The organism is Myroides sp. LJL115, assembly GCF_054871665.1.
The window spans coordinates 12618-27990 of record NZ_JBTXLS010000021.1 but is presented as its reverse complement, the minus strand read 5'-3'; the positions used below and the strand labels follow the sequence as shown (position 1 = coordinate 27990).

Genomic DNA, 15373 nt, shown 5'->3' with positions numbered 1-15373 from the left:
TATGCAGATCTATAGAATGGGGATGCTTTCCCCAATATGTAGTATTTAATAAGAAAAGGGTAAAGTCTCTCTACAAAAAAGAAGTTTTACCCTTTTAAAATAATGCGTTTATAGCTTTCTTAGAAAGGATAACCAATAGCGAAGTTGAGCATTAAATTCTCTTTTCTCCATTTTGAACTTCCAAAGCGAATATCATCTATTACCCATCTCTCTCCTTTTGGGTTATAAGGCACCCTTAAAGGGAAAGCCAAATCTAGTCTAAGAACTAAAAAGGTAACATCAAAACGTAGACCTGCCCCAGTACCTACTGCAATTTCTTTATAAAAATCTCTAGTGAACTTACCACCTGGACGGTCACTTACATGGTTTAGATTCCAAATATTCCCTGTATCGACAAACAAGGCCCCATGTACAATACTAAATAATTTCTTTCTGTATTCAATATTGAACTCCAAAATCATATCTCCACCTTGATCGGGTACAAAGGCTGTATTTAAGCTATGTGGATTAAAACTACCTGGCCCAAGGCTTCTAGCCTTAAAAGCACGTATACTATTGGTACCTCCTATGAAAAACTGCTTACTATAAGGCATTCCATATGAGTTCCCGTAAGCAATACCAACTCCAGCTCGAAAGCGGCTTACTAAAGTAGACTCTTTAGATAATTTCCAATAATGTCTAAATTCTTGGTCTAACTTTACAAATTGACTAAAAGCTACCCCTAATATCTCTTTTTGGTCTCCCTTCTTTTGGTCTGCTCCCAAAGCAAGTCCTAATAGGTTACCAGATAAATCTACTAGTCCTCTATAATAGTAGGTATGCTCTTTAAAATTCCTCATGGTATTGGTATAAGTAAAACTATAGGTAGGACCAAAAATAAATTGTTTCTCCAATACTTTTTCCAACGATGGATTTCCTTGAGCAGACTGGTGATAAAGGTCAGTAACATGTTGAGGCGCCACATAAGTTACCTCTATGGGGTTAAATTGATGTTCTACATAAGGAGTTTGTCTCCATATATATCCCCAAGAGGCCTTAAAGGAGTTTAAGGCATATAATTTCCTTCTCTCTAAGTATTCATACCCTAAGGTTGCTTTTGTCTTAGGAGTATAGGTACTTACATTTTTAAAATTCCATGGAGAAATTAATCGAGGCCAAGTCAAGGAAGTCTCTATTCCGGCCTTATAAATATTATATCCTTTGTTCTCTGCGGACATCTGAAAATCTGCCCCACCATAAGCACTTACTGAAAGTAATTCTGCTCCTCTAAAAGTATTTTTATTACTCCAGTTTAAATTGATTTCAGCACCTTGGTAACTAGCCGAGTTACTCTTACCTAATAACTCCAAGCGGATAGCTTTAGGGTTATCTGGGGTTAAGAAGTAATACACATTTAGTTTATGGTTTAGGGTATCGGATATCTCAAAAGAGTTTTTCACAAATTTAAACACTCCTAAGTTTACCAATCTATTCAAAGACATATTGTGTTTGTTTCGATTGTATAATTCGCCTGTCTCCAGAAATATAGCCCTATCAAAAATTTGGGGTGTAAAGGTTTTCTTAGGATCTATAATGCGAAGATCTTTATATAAGGTGGCTGAATCAGCTTGTTGTTGTAAGCCAGTATCGGACAATACATAATCGGTATATACAAAAATACTGTCAATACTATAAGGAGACAACCCTGGTTTAGGCGCCGTGTTTTTAACCCTCACATATAAGTCTACTTTATGGTCACCTACAGAGGAGTCCACTTGCACAATTAAATCATTGGCACTAAAATAATAGTATCCCTTATTTTTCACATAATTATCAAAGCGCACTCTTTCCTCCTTAATGGTTTCCAGATTATATGGATCTCCAGGTTTAAGAGTTGTATATTTTCTACCTTTATAAATTAACTCCTGCAAAGGAGTAGAGTCATTAATGAAGGTAACTTTATTAATTAAGTACTGATCCTTTGGGGTAACATTATACTGTACGCCTCTTTTTTTCTGACCAGTTTTTAAAGTATCTGCACTCACTACTACATTAAAATACCCCTCATTTTCCAAGCGGTTACTCAATATAGATGCATTAAAGTCCATATCTACCTTGTCAAATAATACAGGAGCTTGGCCTAATTTTGTTCTAAACCAATTTCTTAGTTTACTATCCTTAGAAGGATTTCCTCCTAAATTGTAAAAGAATAATTTAGGTCGAAAACCAAAAAAAGAACTATTAGTAATGGGGCGAACTAATCCCTCTAGCTCTTCCACCATTGCCGTTTTCTTCTTAGCTGACATTGAATCGCTAATTATATTAATTTGCGCTCCAGTATAAAGATAATCCCCTTTTGAAATATACCTGGTATTACTACAAGAGTACAAAGCCAAAGTTAATAGGATCACTACAATTGCGTTAAATGTTCTAGTCCTCTTGTTGTTTCTTTTCATCTTTAGTTTGCTCTCTTAATTGCTTTTTCAATTGTTTCTTATCTCTAGAATTTTCAAATAACTCCTTAAAGTGTTGGTAGCTCATAGTAATTACAAATCCTACCCCAGTCTCTACTACTTGACCTTGAAGGGCTACCTCATATCTATTTTTTCTATATACTCTTAATAGATACCTTCCATCTTGGCTAAGGGCGTACTCTAATTCTACATCCCCAGCTATATTAGCCGATTGCTCATTTTGTCTTTGGTTTCCTTCTACTTCAAAGCTACTACCTACTGTTACCTTCAAACGGTCGGAAAACAACCTTTTAGAAACCGCCACATTAAGATCGGTTCTACTTTGCTTTGAACCAGTAGAAAAATCATCACTACTCTCTAAGTTAAAGTTCAGTTCCACTCCTGATATTAAACTACTAGCCAAATTATTTAACTGATCCGATAGTATACGGTTAACACTTTGCTTGGCAATTGCCCCGGCACTTAATCCGCCTGCACTACTCTCAAAAGGGTTTTCTCCAATAAAGTGATTCAATAGTAAAAGAGCGAAAACTTGTTTGTTCATTTCCGACTCATTATTCCTTAACTGAGCTAGTTTGGTATTAGTATTGCTAATTACATCTCCAGAAACACTCGTTATATCGTCTTTTAATTTAATATCGAAACTAATTTCGGGCTCTAAGAGTTGTCCTTTCATCATTAACAAAGCTTGGAAAGGTATCTTTTGCTTATACATGTTTTGCTGACTTGGACTCAGTGAGCTTAACTGATTAGACAATAAATCTATCGGAGCAGCATTGACCTGGTAAATAGCAGTTAAATCTAAAATGGCATCGGTCGGATCTCCTGCGAAAATGATAGAACTACCTTTTTGTACTTCAAATTTCCTTTTAATCATATTGAAACTCAAATCATAGGATCCTTCATCAAACTCATATCTACCACTTAGAGTAACCTTACCAGAGGGATCAATACCCCCTACTAAATCTCCTTGTCCTTTTAAAACCACTTTATCTCCACTGCTCTTATCCATGATCATACTAAAGACAGCACTTTTGCTTACTTTAATAATCAAAGAAACATCTAATCCCATAATGGCCGAAGTATTAAAGTCTTCTTGGTACTTCATTAGCTCTGCATTTTGCAAACTCTGTTGGTCCACAAATTCTACTATTCCTTCTCTATCTGCAATAGATGGGTCTTCTTGTGGCATTACAATGGTGAAGTCCGTCTTTGGCCCTACTCCTATTTCACCGCTAACTACAGGCTTATTCATATCACCTCTAATTTTCATAGCTGTGTCAAACACCAAAGTTCCATAGTACATTTCATTGTCCTTAGAAGTAGAGTTTACTGCTTTGAAATCATTGGCTGTGATATCTAATTTAAAACCTACATTGGCGTAGTTCTTGGTTAAAACTTGTCCGTTAACCACTAAAATATTTCCGTCGCTATCCTTTATAGTAAACCTATCAAAGTTAATAGCATTATCCACAAATGTGATAGACTCATTAATATCTGTAAAGTCTGCATTAAGGGTATTTACATGGAAACCTATATTGTTGAATTTAAAATCACCTAATACTTTAGGGTCATCCATTTTTCCGCTAATTCTTAAATTAGAACTAAAGTATCCTTGAGCCTCACTTAGTAATTCTGGAACAAAACCAGCTAAGAATTCCATTTGTAATTGCGAAATGTCTAAGGACATATCCAAAGTAGAGTCTTGCATGTCAGCCATACCTTTTAATGCAATGCTATTGTTTTGTCCATCTAAGACTACACTGGCTAAGTATTGACTTAAGGAAGCATTTTTAACACCTATGTGTAAGTCTCCTAAAGGCATTTCCATCATCTGAAACTCTTTAATATCGATATCAGATACAAAACGGAAATCCTTAGAAAGATCTTCTAAGTTAACATAACCTGTTATATTTCCACCAGCTAAAAGTTTATCTTTTTGAATTGTTTTGGTTAAAGTTGCTAAATTAAAATCCGCAAACTGTATATGAAGCGGACTATTGGCTACTTTTTCTTGTGAGGCTATTTTTATGCTACTATTACCCTGACTCAAATCAAAGTCGCTGATGTAAATCCCACTAGAATCCACAACGATTTCATTTAAAGGATTGATTTGCCAATTTTGGTAATCTAGCATAAATCCTTTTGGATAGAGTTTTGCGATAATTTGATCTTCTTTACTTTCTACCTCACCCGATAATACATAGCATAGTCTATCTTTAGAGTCACTTAAGTTTAAACTATAACGCAACATATTATCCTTCATATCCCCTTGTAAATTCAATCCCCTTAATTGTAAAAAGGAATTAGAAATACTTACCACACCAAGGCTAAAGCCCAAAGCTCCTTGATAAGGCTCTATATTCCAATACACATTGTTAATGGTATTTTCTGCGTATTCCAACTTAGATATTCCCCCCTTTACACTTATGTAATTGGTTCTTTGATCGTATTTTCCTGCGATAGAAAAAGGTTCTAACTGGGTTAGCTCTGGTAACATATCCTTTAAAACACTATCGTATTTGATGTCTAAAGAATAGTCAAAAAAGGAGAACTTCTCCTGTTTATGTTCTTGGTCTTGATCTGTGCTGGCTATATGCTGCTCTGTGGTATTAAAATAACTTTGAATACTTTGGGTTAAATCTGTAGTTAAATCTGTTAATACGTAATCTCCACTTAGATTAAAGTCAATTAATTGAGAAGTTAAACTCATTTGGCGCTGCCCCGGTTGAGCCAAAGCTGTAAAGACAATCGGTTGTAAAGTATAGGCTCTATCTTGCAAAACAAAACCTAAGTCTTCAATGCGAAGAGTTCCCACTAAACTATCTGGCAGAATATTAGGCATATTTGCCTTTATAGTGGTGGTTAATACTCTAGGCTCACTATCCAATTTTAATTTATTAAAATCTATATTCTTTAAATCAGCCAATAAATCTAAACTAATAGCCGAATCACTTACCTGGCCTTTGGCCGATAAGTCTACTAATAAATTGGGATCTGTATTGTTCCAATTCACTTGATAGGCACCTTGGTCCAACTCACCTTTTATTACAGCATCTTTATACGTATAGCCATTAAAATGAGCATCTTTTAAATCCATTTCAAAGCTAGCCTTAGCGGTGTTTACATCTAAACCTTGTCCTTTAGCACCAAGGTAAAGATTGACCATTCCTATGGAATCATTACCAATTAACTGGCCTAATTGTAATTGATCTACCTCTACATCTAAAGAATAGCTTTCTTTATTTTTTGCTCTTTGATCCAATAAGCCCTTTAAACTTAGGTTTCCTAAACTAGAAGTTAGTTTTAAATCCGTAGTGGCATTTTGCATACTTCCCTTGACAAAACCTTGTAGTTTAATCAAAGCAGGTATTTGCATATTGGCAGGTAAAAGGGATTTATCCACCACTTTTGCAATGTCCTTATTGGTAGTTTGCAGATCTTTTAGGTTAAGTTCCATATAGGCCTTACTCACATCTGGCAAGTTCTTCACCTTGGCATTAGCGTTTATAAAGGTAGACCCTAAAGCTCGTACAAAGAACCTCTCTATATTCAAATCTGCAACCTTTCCTTTGGCAATAACATCAAAGCTGATTTTATCTTGTTGTATACCTTTGATTTGATCACTTGGCAATACACCAGGTAGTAGTAGATCAATATCCTTAAATCCTATATAAGAATCTAAAATACTTGCATCTACAGAAATTTTATCCAATTGCTTTTCTATTGTATTTATATCCTGATAATTCAATACTATAGAAGAAGTTATTTTGGTATTAGGAGTTTTTAAATAAAAATCCTTTATAAAAGAGGTTTGCTTATCATATAAAAGGTAAGTGCTGAAATTCTCCAATACAAATCCGCTTTTCTCCTTAAAGGCAAAATCTTTGATATTTGCAGTTATAGTACTGCCAGAGAATTGAAAATCCTTCACCTGAACTCCTAGATCACTTATACCAATATGGTAGGGATCCAATCCACTATTTTGAGCTTTAAAATTCTCATCGTCAAAATCCACCCCAATAGAACCTACGCTTATTTGTTTTACACTTATTTGCCATGGTAAAGTACTTGAGATACTATCGACTTTAGTATCTACAACTTCCTGGGAACTAGTCTGTTTTTGGACATCCAAAGTAAGGGGTAAATTATTTTCTAAAAACAGTGCCTTGATATAGGTATTGTTCCACAGTACATTATCAATTTCTATTTGTTGTGTATTTAAATCAATTCTGTGAAAATCTACCTCTAATTGCTTCATCACCAGCGCAGCTTGTAGTTTACTTTCTTGGTCTTTGTAGGTAATATCAAAATTGCTCAAAGAGATAATTCCCAAGTCTAAACTAGGTAAAGTATCTGATGTCTTTATTGCTAGAGAATCTTGGGCTTCTGGTAAAGCCTCTGCTTCAAGAGATGGGCTCTTTTGGTAGTCTATCTTAAGACCATCTACTGCAATTTTTGAAAGACCATAATGCTCTTTCTCTAGGTCAATATCTTTGACTTTAGCTAAAAGGTCTGCTAGTTCCATCTTTAAATGGTGGCCTTGGTAGTCATCTTGAAAGTTCACCTTAATATCTTTAAGGTTGACATCCCCTAGTTGTATATCCATAGGCTTAGATTCAGAAGGTTCCTCAGGGGTATCGCTAGCAAAAGCATTTACGATATAATCAAAGTTAAACCCTTGTAAACTATCCCTTTTAACAGTGGTTGTTAAACCTTCTAAATCAATATTAGATATCTCAACCGTATTACCTAGTAATTTAAAAAAACCAATATCCACCCCAAGGTATTTGGTATAAAGTAAGGTATCTTTTTGCTGGGATTCTATATACAGCCCATCTATTACAATTTGCTTGGGAAAGGCGATAGAAATGCGTTCCAAAGAAATAGGCGTACCTATTTTGTTATGCACAAAACCAATGGCAACATCCTTTATTTTATTTTGAATAAAAGGTAACTGTATCAAAACTATTAGCAATAAAAGTAATGCTAAAATACAACCACCAACCCATAGGGCTAATTTTACTACCTTCTTTATTATATTTTTCAATTTGAAGTATTTTACTTCAAAAATAACAAAAAGCATCTCAGAGTAAAAGCGATACCCTTAATATATTTTTTCTTTATTAAAATAGACTATAAAACACCAAATATTTTTCAAAAAGTAACATTAAAAAAAGAGATAGCCTAATAAAACTGCTTTGGAAAGGATAAAGCAAAAAAAAATCTCCACTATGGGAGACAAAAAAGTGGCAAGCTACCTACATCGCACCGCTACAACCGCATACCTTTGCTGCGTTCCCACCCTGGAGGATTCTGCAGGAGCTGGTCGTGTAGGACTTGCCAGTGCAAATATACAACCATTTTATATTTTTCCAAGTCTTTTATACTTTTATCCATAAGATTTGTATCTTGTATAAAAATATTATACGACTATGATAAAAGCTAACCTACTAATAGCCTTAACTTTAGGCCTTACCGTAAGTGGTTGTTCTCAAGAAAAAAATATAGAAAAAAATCTCATTTCCATTGATACTAGTCAATTAAAACAACAATATAGCCCTAAAGATGCGTTAAAACTGCGTTTAAAAACCACAGAAAATGTAAAAGTAGACTCTGTGGTTTATTACCTTAATGACCAAAAAATCTTATCCTCACAGGATAATGAGGTAAAAAACTTTGATTTAAGAGGCCAAAAATTAGGTAAGAAAACCATAAAAGCTACAGCTTATGTTGGGAAAAACAGTAAAACCTTTACCACGCCAATTGAAATTATGTCTTCTGTGCAACCAACGTTTTTAAACTATAGTATTGTCAATACTTATCCCCATGATATAAATGCATATACTCAAGGGCTAGAGTTTTACGATGGCCTATTATATGAGAGTACTGGAAATGGAGTTGGAGGTGGAACAAGTAAAAGTGGTGGTACTGGAAAAACAGGTATTTCAAGTGTTAGAAAAGTAGATCCAAAAACAGGAAAGGTATTGCAAATTAACAATTTACCTACTTCTATATTCGGAGAAGGATGTACTATTTTAAACGATAAACTTTATCAACTTACTTGGTTAAACAATAAAGGTTTTGTGTACGACTTAAATACCCTAGAGCAAATAGATTCCTTTGATTACTTCAAGAAAATGGAAGGTTGGGGACTTACCAATGACGGTCAATATCTTTATATGAGTGATGGTACTAATACTATTTACAAAGTAGATCCAAATACCTTTAAAGAGGTAGATCAAATCCAGGTATACACCAATCGTTCTGCCATTGAAGGAGTGAACGAATTAGAGTGGGTAGATGGTAAGATATATGCCAATTTCTATGGACAAAATGCCATTGCAGTGGTAGACCCTAAAAATGGAGAAATTTTAAATATTATTGATTTTAATGATTTATTAAACAAAACCACCTACCATGAGGATAGAGATGTATTCAATGGTATTGCCTATAATAAAAACACCAATACTTTCTTTGTCACTGGAAAAAATTGGGATAAAATATTTGAAGTAAAGATATATTAAGCCTTGTTCTTAAAAAAGATAAGCTGTTTTCTCCAAGGGAAAACAGCTTATCTTTTTACTCATATAAAGGTACACCATTGCTATCATGGGTTAGTACCTCTGAAAACAAATCAAACAAAGGCCTCATTGTCAAAAAGCTCTCCACTATTTGAGAGACGAAATCTTCCCTTAGTAGGCTTTTATCATCAAAGTTTCTCTGCAAATAGAATTGCTTTTTTTTTAATAGGTCCAGATTGGGACTGTTTTTATCAAAATCCCTAGGACCTGTTTTAAGCTCCTCCCCTTTTAGCTCACCAAAGAAGTCTTTGATTTGGCTTTGATTTAAAACCTCTCTAAAAGAATCAGCATCAGCTTCGATTTCTTGTCTTAAACGAAAAAGATCTTCCTTATTTGGGGCCCATAGTCCTCCAGCAACGAAACTATTTCCTGGTTCTATATGAATATAGTACCCTCCCCTTAATAAAGGCTTAGTTCTAGCAATATGAAAACCAATATGGTTTTTATAAGGAGTCTTATCCTTGGAGAACCTTACATCTCTATAAATGCGATACATGTGGAATTTCTCTAAGTGATCTACTTGATTCATTTCTTTTTCAACCTCAGCAAAAAAAGCCTTAAAATCTTTCATATTAGCCTCCACATCTTCCTTGTGCTCACTAAACCACTCTCTATTGTTATTTTGGCTTAGAGCCTTCAAAAAATCTAAATTACTTTGTTGTAAACTATGCATATACGGTTGAATTTCTTATTCGATGTAAATTAAGCATTTTTGGTTAAACTCACCATAAGAGAATTACTTAAAAAACAAAAGGCCAGATCCTTTTGGAATCTGGCCTTTGTTATTGTAAAAAGCGAATTATTTCACTTCTTCGTATTCTACATCTTGTGTACCATCTTCGTTAGTAGATTGTCCACCTTGCTCTGGAGCTCCTTGTTCTTGTCCCCCTTGAGCATTGTACATTTCCTCAGAAGCTGCTTTCCAAGCCTCATTGATTTTATCAAGTGCAGGTTGGATAGTAGCGATATCTTTAGATTCGTGAGCTTTTTTCAACTCTTCTAAAGCACCTTGGATGTTTGTTTTATTAGCCTCTGATAATTTCTCACCAAACTCAGCTAATTGCTTTTCTGTTTGGAAAATCATAGCATCTGCCTCATTGATTTTCTCTACAGCTTCTTTAGCTTTTTGATCCGCTTCAGCATTAGCCTCAGCCTCTTGTTTCATTCTTTGGATTTCTTCTTCTGTTAATCCTGAAGAAGCCTCGATACGAATATCGTGAGATTTTCCTGTTCCTTTATCTGTAGCAGAAACTTTGATAATTCCGTTAGCATCAATATCGAAAGTAACCTCAATTTGTGGCACTCCTCTTTGTGCTGGTGGTATACCATCTAAATGGAAACGTCCAATAGTTTTGTTATCTACAGCCATTGGTCTTTCTCCTTGTAAAACGTGGATTTCAACCGATGGTTGGTTATCTGCAGCAGTAGAGAATACTTGAGATTTTTTAGTAGGAATAGTTGTATTTGACTCAATTAATTTAGTAAATACACCACCCATTGTCTCAATACCTAAAGAAAGTGGAGTAACATCTAATAATAATACGTCTTTAACATCACCTGTTAAAACACCACCTTGAATAGCAGCTCCAATAGCAACAACCTCATCTGGATTAACTCCTTTGTGTGGTTTTTTACCAAAGAATTTTTCCACTTCTTCTTGGATTCTTGGGATACGAGTAGAACCTCCAACTAAGATTACCTCATCAATGTCTGATTTAGAGATTCCAGCATCTTTTAATGCTTTCTCACAAGGAATCATTGAACGACGAACTAAATCATCTGATAATTGCTCAAATTTAGCTCTAGTTAAAGTTTGAACTAAGTGTTTTGGTCCTGAAGCTGTAGCAGTCACATAAGGAAGGTTAATTTCCGTTTGTGTAGCAGAAGATAATTCTACTTTTGCTTTCTCAGCAGCTTCTTTTAAACGTTGTAAAGCCATTGGGTCCTCACGTAAGTCAACTCCTTCAGCGCTTTTGAATTCTTCTGCTAACCAGTTAATAATAACGTTATCAAAATCATCCCCTCCTAAGTGAGTGTCTCCGTTTGTAGAAAGTACTTCAAATACTCCGTCTCCTAATTCTAGGATAGAAATATCAAATGTTCCTCCTCCTAAGTCATAAACAACAACTTTTTGGTCTTTACCTGTTTTATCTAAACCGTACGCTAAAGCAGCAGCAGTTGGTTCGTTGATAATACGTCTAACTTTTAATCCTGCAATTTCTCCAGCTTCTTTTGTAGCTTGACGTTGTGCATCATTAAAATATGCTGGTACCGTAATAACTGCTTCAGAAACTTCTTGTCCTAAATAGTCTTCGGCTGTCTTTTTCATTTTCTGTAAAATCATTGCAGAAATCTCTTGTGGACTATATAAACGTCCGTCGATATCTACACGTGGAGTATCATTATCTCCTTTTACAACTTTGTAAGGAACTGATTTTGCTTCCTTAGCAATATGAGAGTAAGTCTCTCCCATAAACCTCTTGATTGAAGAGATTGTTTTAGTAGGGTTAGTCACTGCCTGACGTTTTGCAGGATCTCCTACTTTAATTTCACCACCTTCAACAAAAGCAACTACTGACGGAGTTGTTCTTTTACCTTCAGCATTTGGAATTACTACAGGCTCGTTACCTTCCATTACAGCAACACATGAGTTTGTAGTCCCTAAGTCAATACCAATAATTTTACTCATAATATTTTTATAATTTACTTTTTATACTTCTATTAATTTTCAATTCTATATTAATTGTGAGCTTGAAGCTCCCTGCTACTTAGACAAGGATTGTGCCAATCCACAATTATGTCATTTTTTACCTTTAATTACATTATTCTTGCAAAATTCAATGACAAGTTGTCATTTTTACTAGAACCATAGCTTTTATAAATGTTAAAAACGGCAGAGATTTCTCCTTCCGGCAAAACAAAAAAAAACTCACATATAGGATTCTTCCCTTGTTTTTATCAGAAAGTCACATAAAAGTAATGTAATTTTTTATTTTTAACAAATAAAAATATCTTTTTTTAACAAGATTACATTGCACTTAATATTTTATAACACTCCTTTAAAATTAAATATTTTTTTACTGTTTTCAAATCTTTTTACTGCAAAAAAAAACACTTAATTAATTATATACCAACATAAACATTATCTAAGGCTAAGAAAAAAAAGCCAAAAAGTTGGAACAGAATAGAATTTGGCTATCTTCGTAATTATTAAAACCAAACTACTTTATGGAATGTATTTCTGTATTTGATATGCTAAAGATTGGCGTTGGTCCATCTAGTTCGCATACTCTAGGACCTTGGCGTGCTGCAGAACTTTTTTTAAAAGAATTGCATGACCGCGACTTATTTGACCAGGTTACTCATATAAGAATAGATTTATATGGCTCTTTATCTCTAACTGGGATTGGACACGCAACAGACCTTGCGGTAATGCTAGGTTTAAGTGGTGCAGACCCGGAATATGTACCTATTGATGATATTAGTGGTATTATTGATTTAATCAATACCACTTGTCAATTAAATCTGGATAATAAGCGTCTATTGCCATTTAATCCAAAACAAGACATTGTCTTTAATAAAGAATTCTTGCCTTTCCATGCTAATGGAATGACTTTTACAGCAAAAGTGGATGAGCACCAATACTATGAATCAACATTCTATTCTATTGGAGGTGGATTCGTTGTTAAAGAGGAGACAGCCGATAATATTGAAAAACAAGAAATTAAAACTTCTTTCCCTTTCCCTATTGACAAGGCTACCGAATTATTAGCTTATTGTAAGGACCAAAATAAGAAGGTTTCGGAAATAGTTTATGAAAATGAACTTTCTCTTAGAAGCCCTGAGGAAATTGAAAAAGAATTAATGCGCGTATGGCATACTATGCTAGAGTGTATGTATATTGGATGTCATACCGAAGGAGTATTACCAGGAGGCTTAAACGTTAGACGTAGAGCATATGACACCCATAGTAAATTAAAAGGAGACCTTCCTTATAACAACCCACAAGAATGGTTGCAAACTATTAGAAAAACAAAAGTATACTTTAGACAAATTTTAAAGTGGGTAAGTTGTTTTGCTTTAGCAGTTAACGAAGTAAACGCTGCATTAGGTAGAGTAGTTACTGCTCCTACTAATGGTAGTGCAGGGGTAATTCCTGCAGTATTGATGTATTACTTAGTAATTGAAAACCATAAAGCTTCTGATAAAGAAATCCAACAATTCTTAATGGTTGCAGGAGAAATAGGTAGTATCTTCAAAAAAGGAGCTACTATATCAGCAGCCATGGGAGGATGTCAGGCAGAAATTGGCGTATCTAGTGCTATGGCAGCAGGAGCATTATGTGAATTAATGGGAGGAACACCAGAGCAGGTAACTATTGCAGCAGAGATTGCCATGGAACATCACTTAGGATTGACATGTGATCCAATTGCAGGTTTAGTACAAGTACCTTGTATTGAAAGAAATACAATGGGAGCTTTAAAGGCTATCAATGCCGCTGAATTAGCTCTAGAAACGGACCCTAAAAATGCTAAAGTTCCTTTGGATAAAGTAGTGAACACTATGTGGGAAACAGCAAAGGATATGAATAACAAATACAAAGAAACTTCTGAAGGAGGGCTAGCTGTGGCAGTAAACTTATCAGATTGTTAAAAACCTTTGGCATTATGACCTATAGGCTATAAATAAAAAAAATCTGCTTGGGGTATCCTCAAGCAGATTTTTTTATGTCTTTAATTCACTCCATATACCTTTTACAAAGCCTAAGCCAATTTTTTTAGTTGGCCTTATACGTAGCTTTTATGACTTTACAAAAAGCATAAAATTTACGAATTAACTTTATGTAAAAATTCCTCTATGTTCTTTGGAGAAACTATAACACTGGTATTACTGTAAAAGATTTCAATCCTATTTTTCCAACTAGTGGCTAAACCTTTTCTTACACTCTTATCTTCTTTTATGCTTTTTATATCCTTTAGAGGTATAGTCTTATAGGTAATAAAGCCGATTTTAACGATTAATTTATCCTCTGTAACCATATAATAGGTAAAAAAGAATAGATATAGATTCACTAGCATAACTAGTAACATAGTCACTAAAATAAACCAGCTATTTTCATATCTTATTTGTGCGTAGCAAATAATAGCCACAGGTATAATTAACGAAAGCAATAAAAAGAAAACACTTTTTTCAGAATAAAACTTAGTCTCCATTAGCAGTATTTAAGTTAGTACAAAAAAGAGAAAACCTAGTATTTTCACCTATTTCTCTTTTAAAGATAGTAAAAAAACCGCTTTGCTCCGTAAATTGATTATTATACTTACCTACTTTATGGTATAGTAGTGACTTTTTAGTGTATTGGTGGAATATCTGAGGATTTTTCCCTTTTAAAAGTGGTTTTGTTGCTAAATTCTTTACCTTTACACTTTCTAAAAAACATTAAAAATGTCAGTAGCAAAAAAAGATTATAAAAAAGTGACTACAAAATCACTAATAGATATGAAAGCCAATGGTCAAAAGATATCTATGTTAACTTGTTATGATTACTCCATGGCTAAGGCTTTAGAGGCTGGTGGTATAGATGTAATGTTAGTTGGTGATTCTGCTAGTAACGTAATGGCCGGACATGAAACTACTCTTCCTATTACTTTAGATCAGATGATATATCATGCTCAATCTGTAGTACGTGGAGCTGACAGAGCTTTAGTAGTTGTAGACCTTCCTTTTGGTTCTTATCAATCTGACCCACAAGAAGCACTTCGTTCTTCTATCCGCATTATGAAAGAAAGTGGAGCTCATGCTGTGAAAATGGAGGGTGGACATGAAATTAAAGAAGGAATCCAAAGAATCTTAGATGCTGGTATTCCAGTTATGGGACACCTTGGTTTAACACCACAATCTATCTATAAATTTGGTACTTACACTGTAAGAGCAAAAGAAGATGAAGAAGCACAGCAACTAATCAAAGATGCTAAAATGCTAGAAGAAATCGGGTGTTTTGCATTAGTATTAGAGAAAATACCTGCTGAATTAGCACGTAAAGTAGCTGAAAGTATTTCTATCCCTGTTATTGGTATTGGAGCAGGAAGTGGCGTAGATGGTCAAGTTTTAGTAGTTCACGACATGATTGGATTAACTCATGAATTCAACCCAAAGTTCTTACGTAGATATTTAAATATCTATGAGCAAATGTCACAAGCAGTTGCACAATATGTTCAAGATGTTAAGTCGGTTGACTTTCCAAATGAAAATGAACAATATTAAAACTTGATTTAATATAGTATTACTAAAAATATCCTTTTTACTTTTAAAAAGGATATTTTTGTTTAAAATATG

The 15373-nt window shown here is 34.4% G+C and carries 8 protein-coding genes and 1 other RNA gene; 3 read left to right on the top strand and 6 right to left on the bottom strand.

Features of this window, described 5'->3' with window-relative positions:
* Positions 1-119: 119 nt before the first annotated feature.
* The 3 genes from tamL to ffs form a co-directional block, all read right to left on the bottom strand.
* A complete protein-coding gene (gene tamL, locus ACYSNX_RS06985) occupies positions 120-2435 on the bottom strand; it encodes a translocation and assembly module lipoprotein TamL (protein WP_461753963.1) in 2316 nt (771 codons plus the stop codon).
* A complete protein-coding gene (locus ACYSNX_RS06980) occupies positions 2410-7503 on the bottom strand; it encodes a translocation/assembly module TamB domain-containing protein (RefSeq protein WP_461753962.1) in 5094 nt (1697 codons plus the stop codon). Before ACYSNX_RS06980 ends, tamL begins: the two co-directional genes overlap by 26 nt.
* 197 nt (positions 7504-7700) lie before the next feature.
* Positions 7701-7799, bottom strand: an RNA gene (gene ffs, locus ACYSNX_RS06975) — signal recognition particle sRNA small type.
* A gap of 89 nt (positions 7800-7888) precedes the next feature.
* On the opposite strand from ffs, the gene ACYSNX_RS06970 reads away from it, so the two are divergent.
* On the top strand, positions 7889-8980 hold the full coding sequence (locus ACYSNX_RS06970) for a glutaminyl-peptide cyclotransferase (RefSeq protein WP_461753961.1): 1092 nt from the start codon (positions 7889-7891) through the stop codon (positions 8978-8980).
* Positions 8981-9035: 55 nt separating this feature from the next.
* On the opposite strand, the gene ACYSNX_RS06965 is transcribed toward ACYSNX_RS06970, so the two are convergent.
* Together ACYSNX_RS06965 and dnaK are read right to left on the bottom strand one after the other, a co-directional pair.
* Complete coding sequence (locus ACYSNX_RS06965; protein ID WP_461753960.1) at positions 9036-9710, bottom strand: DUF2461 domain-containing protein; 675 nt, start codon at positions 9708-9710, stop codon at positions 9036-9038.
* Positions 9711-9836: 126 nt separating this feature from the next.
* Positions 9837-11726, bottom strand: coding sequence for a molecular chaperone DnaK (gene dnaK / locus ACYSNX_RS06960; RefSeq protein WP_461753959.1), 1890 nt, complete (start codon positions 11724-11726; stop codon positions 9837-9839).
* 539 nt (positions 11727-12265) lie between these two features.
* On the opposite strand from dnaK, the gene ACYSNX_RS06955 reads away from it, so the two are divergent.
* Positions 12266-13690, top strand: coding sequence for an L-serine ammonia-lyase (locus tag ACYSNX_RS06955; protein WP_461753958.1), 1425 nt, complete (start codon positions 12266-12268; stop codon positions 13688-13690).
* 173 nt (positions 13691-13863) lie between these two features.
* Here the strand turns inward: ACYSNX_RS06955 and ACYSNX_RS06950 are convergent, their stop codons facing one another.
* Positions 13864-14250, bottom strand: a complete 387-nt coding sequence (locus tag ACYSNX_RS06950) for a PH domain-containing protein (RefSeq protein WP_461753957.1) — start codon at positions 14248-14250, stop codon at positions 13864-13866.
* Positions 14251-14482: 232 nt separating this feature from the next.
* On the opposite strand from ACYSNX_RS06950, the gene panB reads away from it, so the two are divergent.
* Complete coding sequence (gene panB, locus ACYSNX_RS06945) at positions 14483-15301, top strand: 3-methyl-2-oxobutanoate hydroxymethyltransferase (protein ID WP_461753956.1); 819 nt, start codon at positions 14483-14485, stop codon at positions 15299-15301.
* Positions 15302-15373: the final 72 nt, after the last annotated feature.

Bases quoted from the DNA above. Each gene is read 5' to 3' on its own strand.
- ACYSNX_RS06955 (WP_461753958.1), top strand. From the start codon at position 12,266: ATGGAATGTATTTCTGTATTTGATATGCTAAAGATTGGCGTTGGTCCA.
- dnaK (WP_461753959.1), bottom strand. From the start codon at position 11,726: ATGAGTAAAATTATTGGTATTGACTTAGGGACTACAAACTCATGTGTT.
- ACYSNX_RS06970 (WP_461753961.1), top strand. From the start codon at position 7,889: ATGATAAAAGCTAACCTACTAATAGCCTTAACTTTAGGCCTTACCGTA.
- ACYSNX_RS06950 (WP_461753957.1), bottom strand. From the start codon at position 14,250: ATGGAGACTAAGTTTTATTCTGAAAAAAGTGTTTTCTTTTTATTGCTT.
- tamL (WP_461753963.1), bottom strand. From the start codon at position 2,435: ATGAAAAGAAACAACAAGAGGACTAGAACATTTAACGCAATTGTAGTG.
- panB (WP_461753956.1), top strand. From the start codon at position 14,483: ATGTCAGTAGCAAAAAAAGATTATAAAAAAGTGACTACAAAATCACTA.
- ACYSNX_RS06965 (WP_461753960.1), bottom strand. From the start codon at position 9,710: ATGCATAGTTTACAACAAAGTAATTTAGATTTTTTGAAGGCTCTAAGC.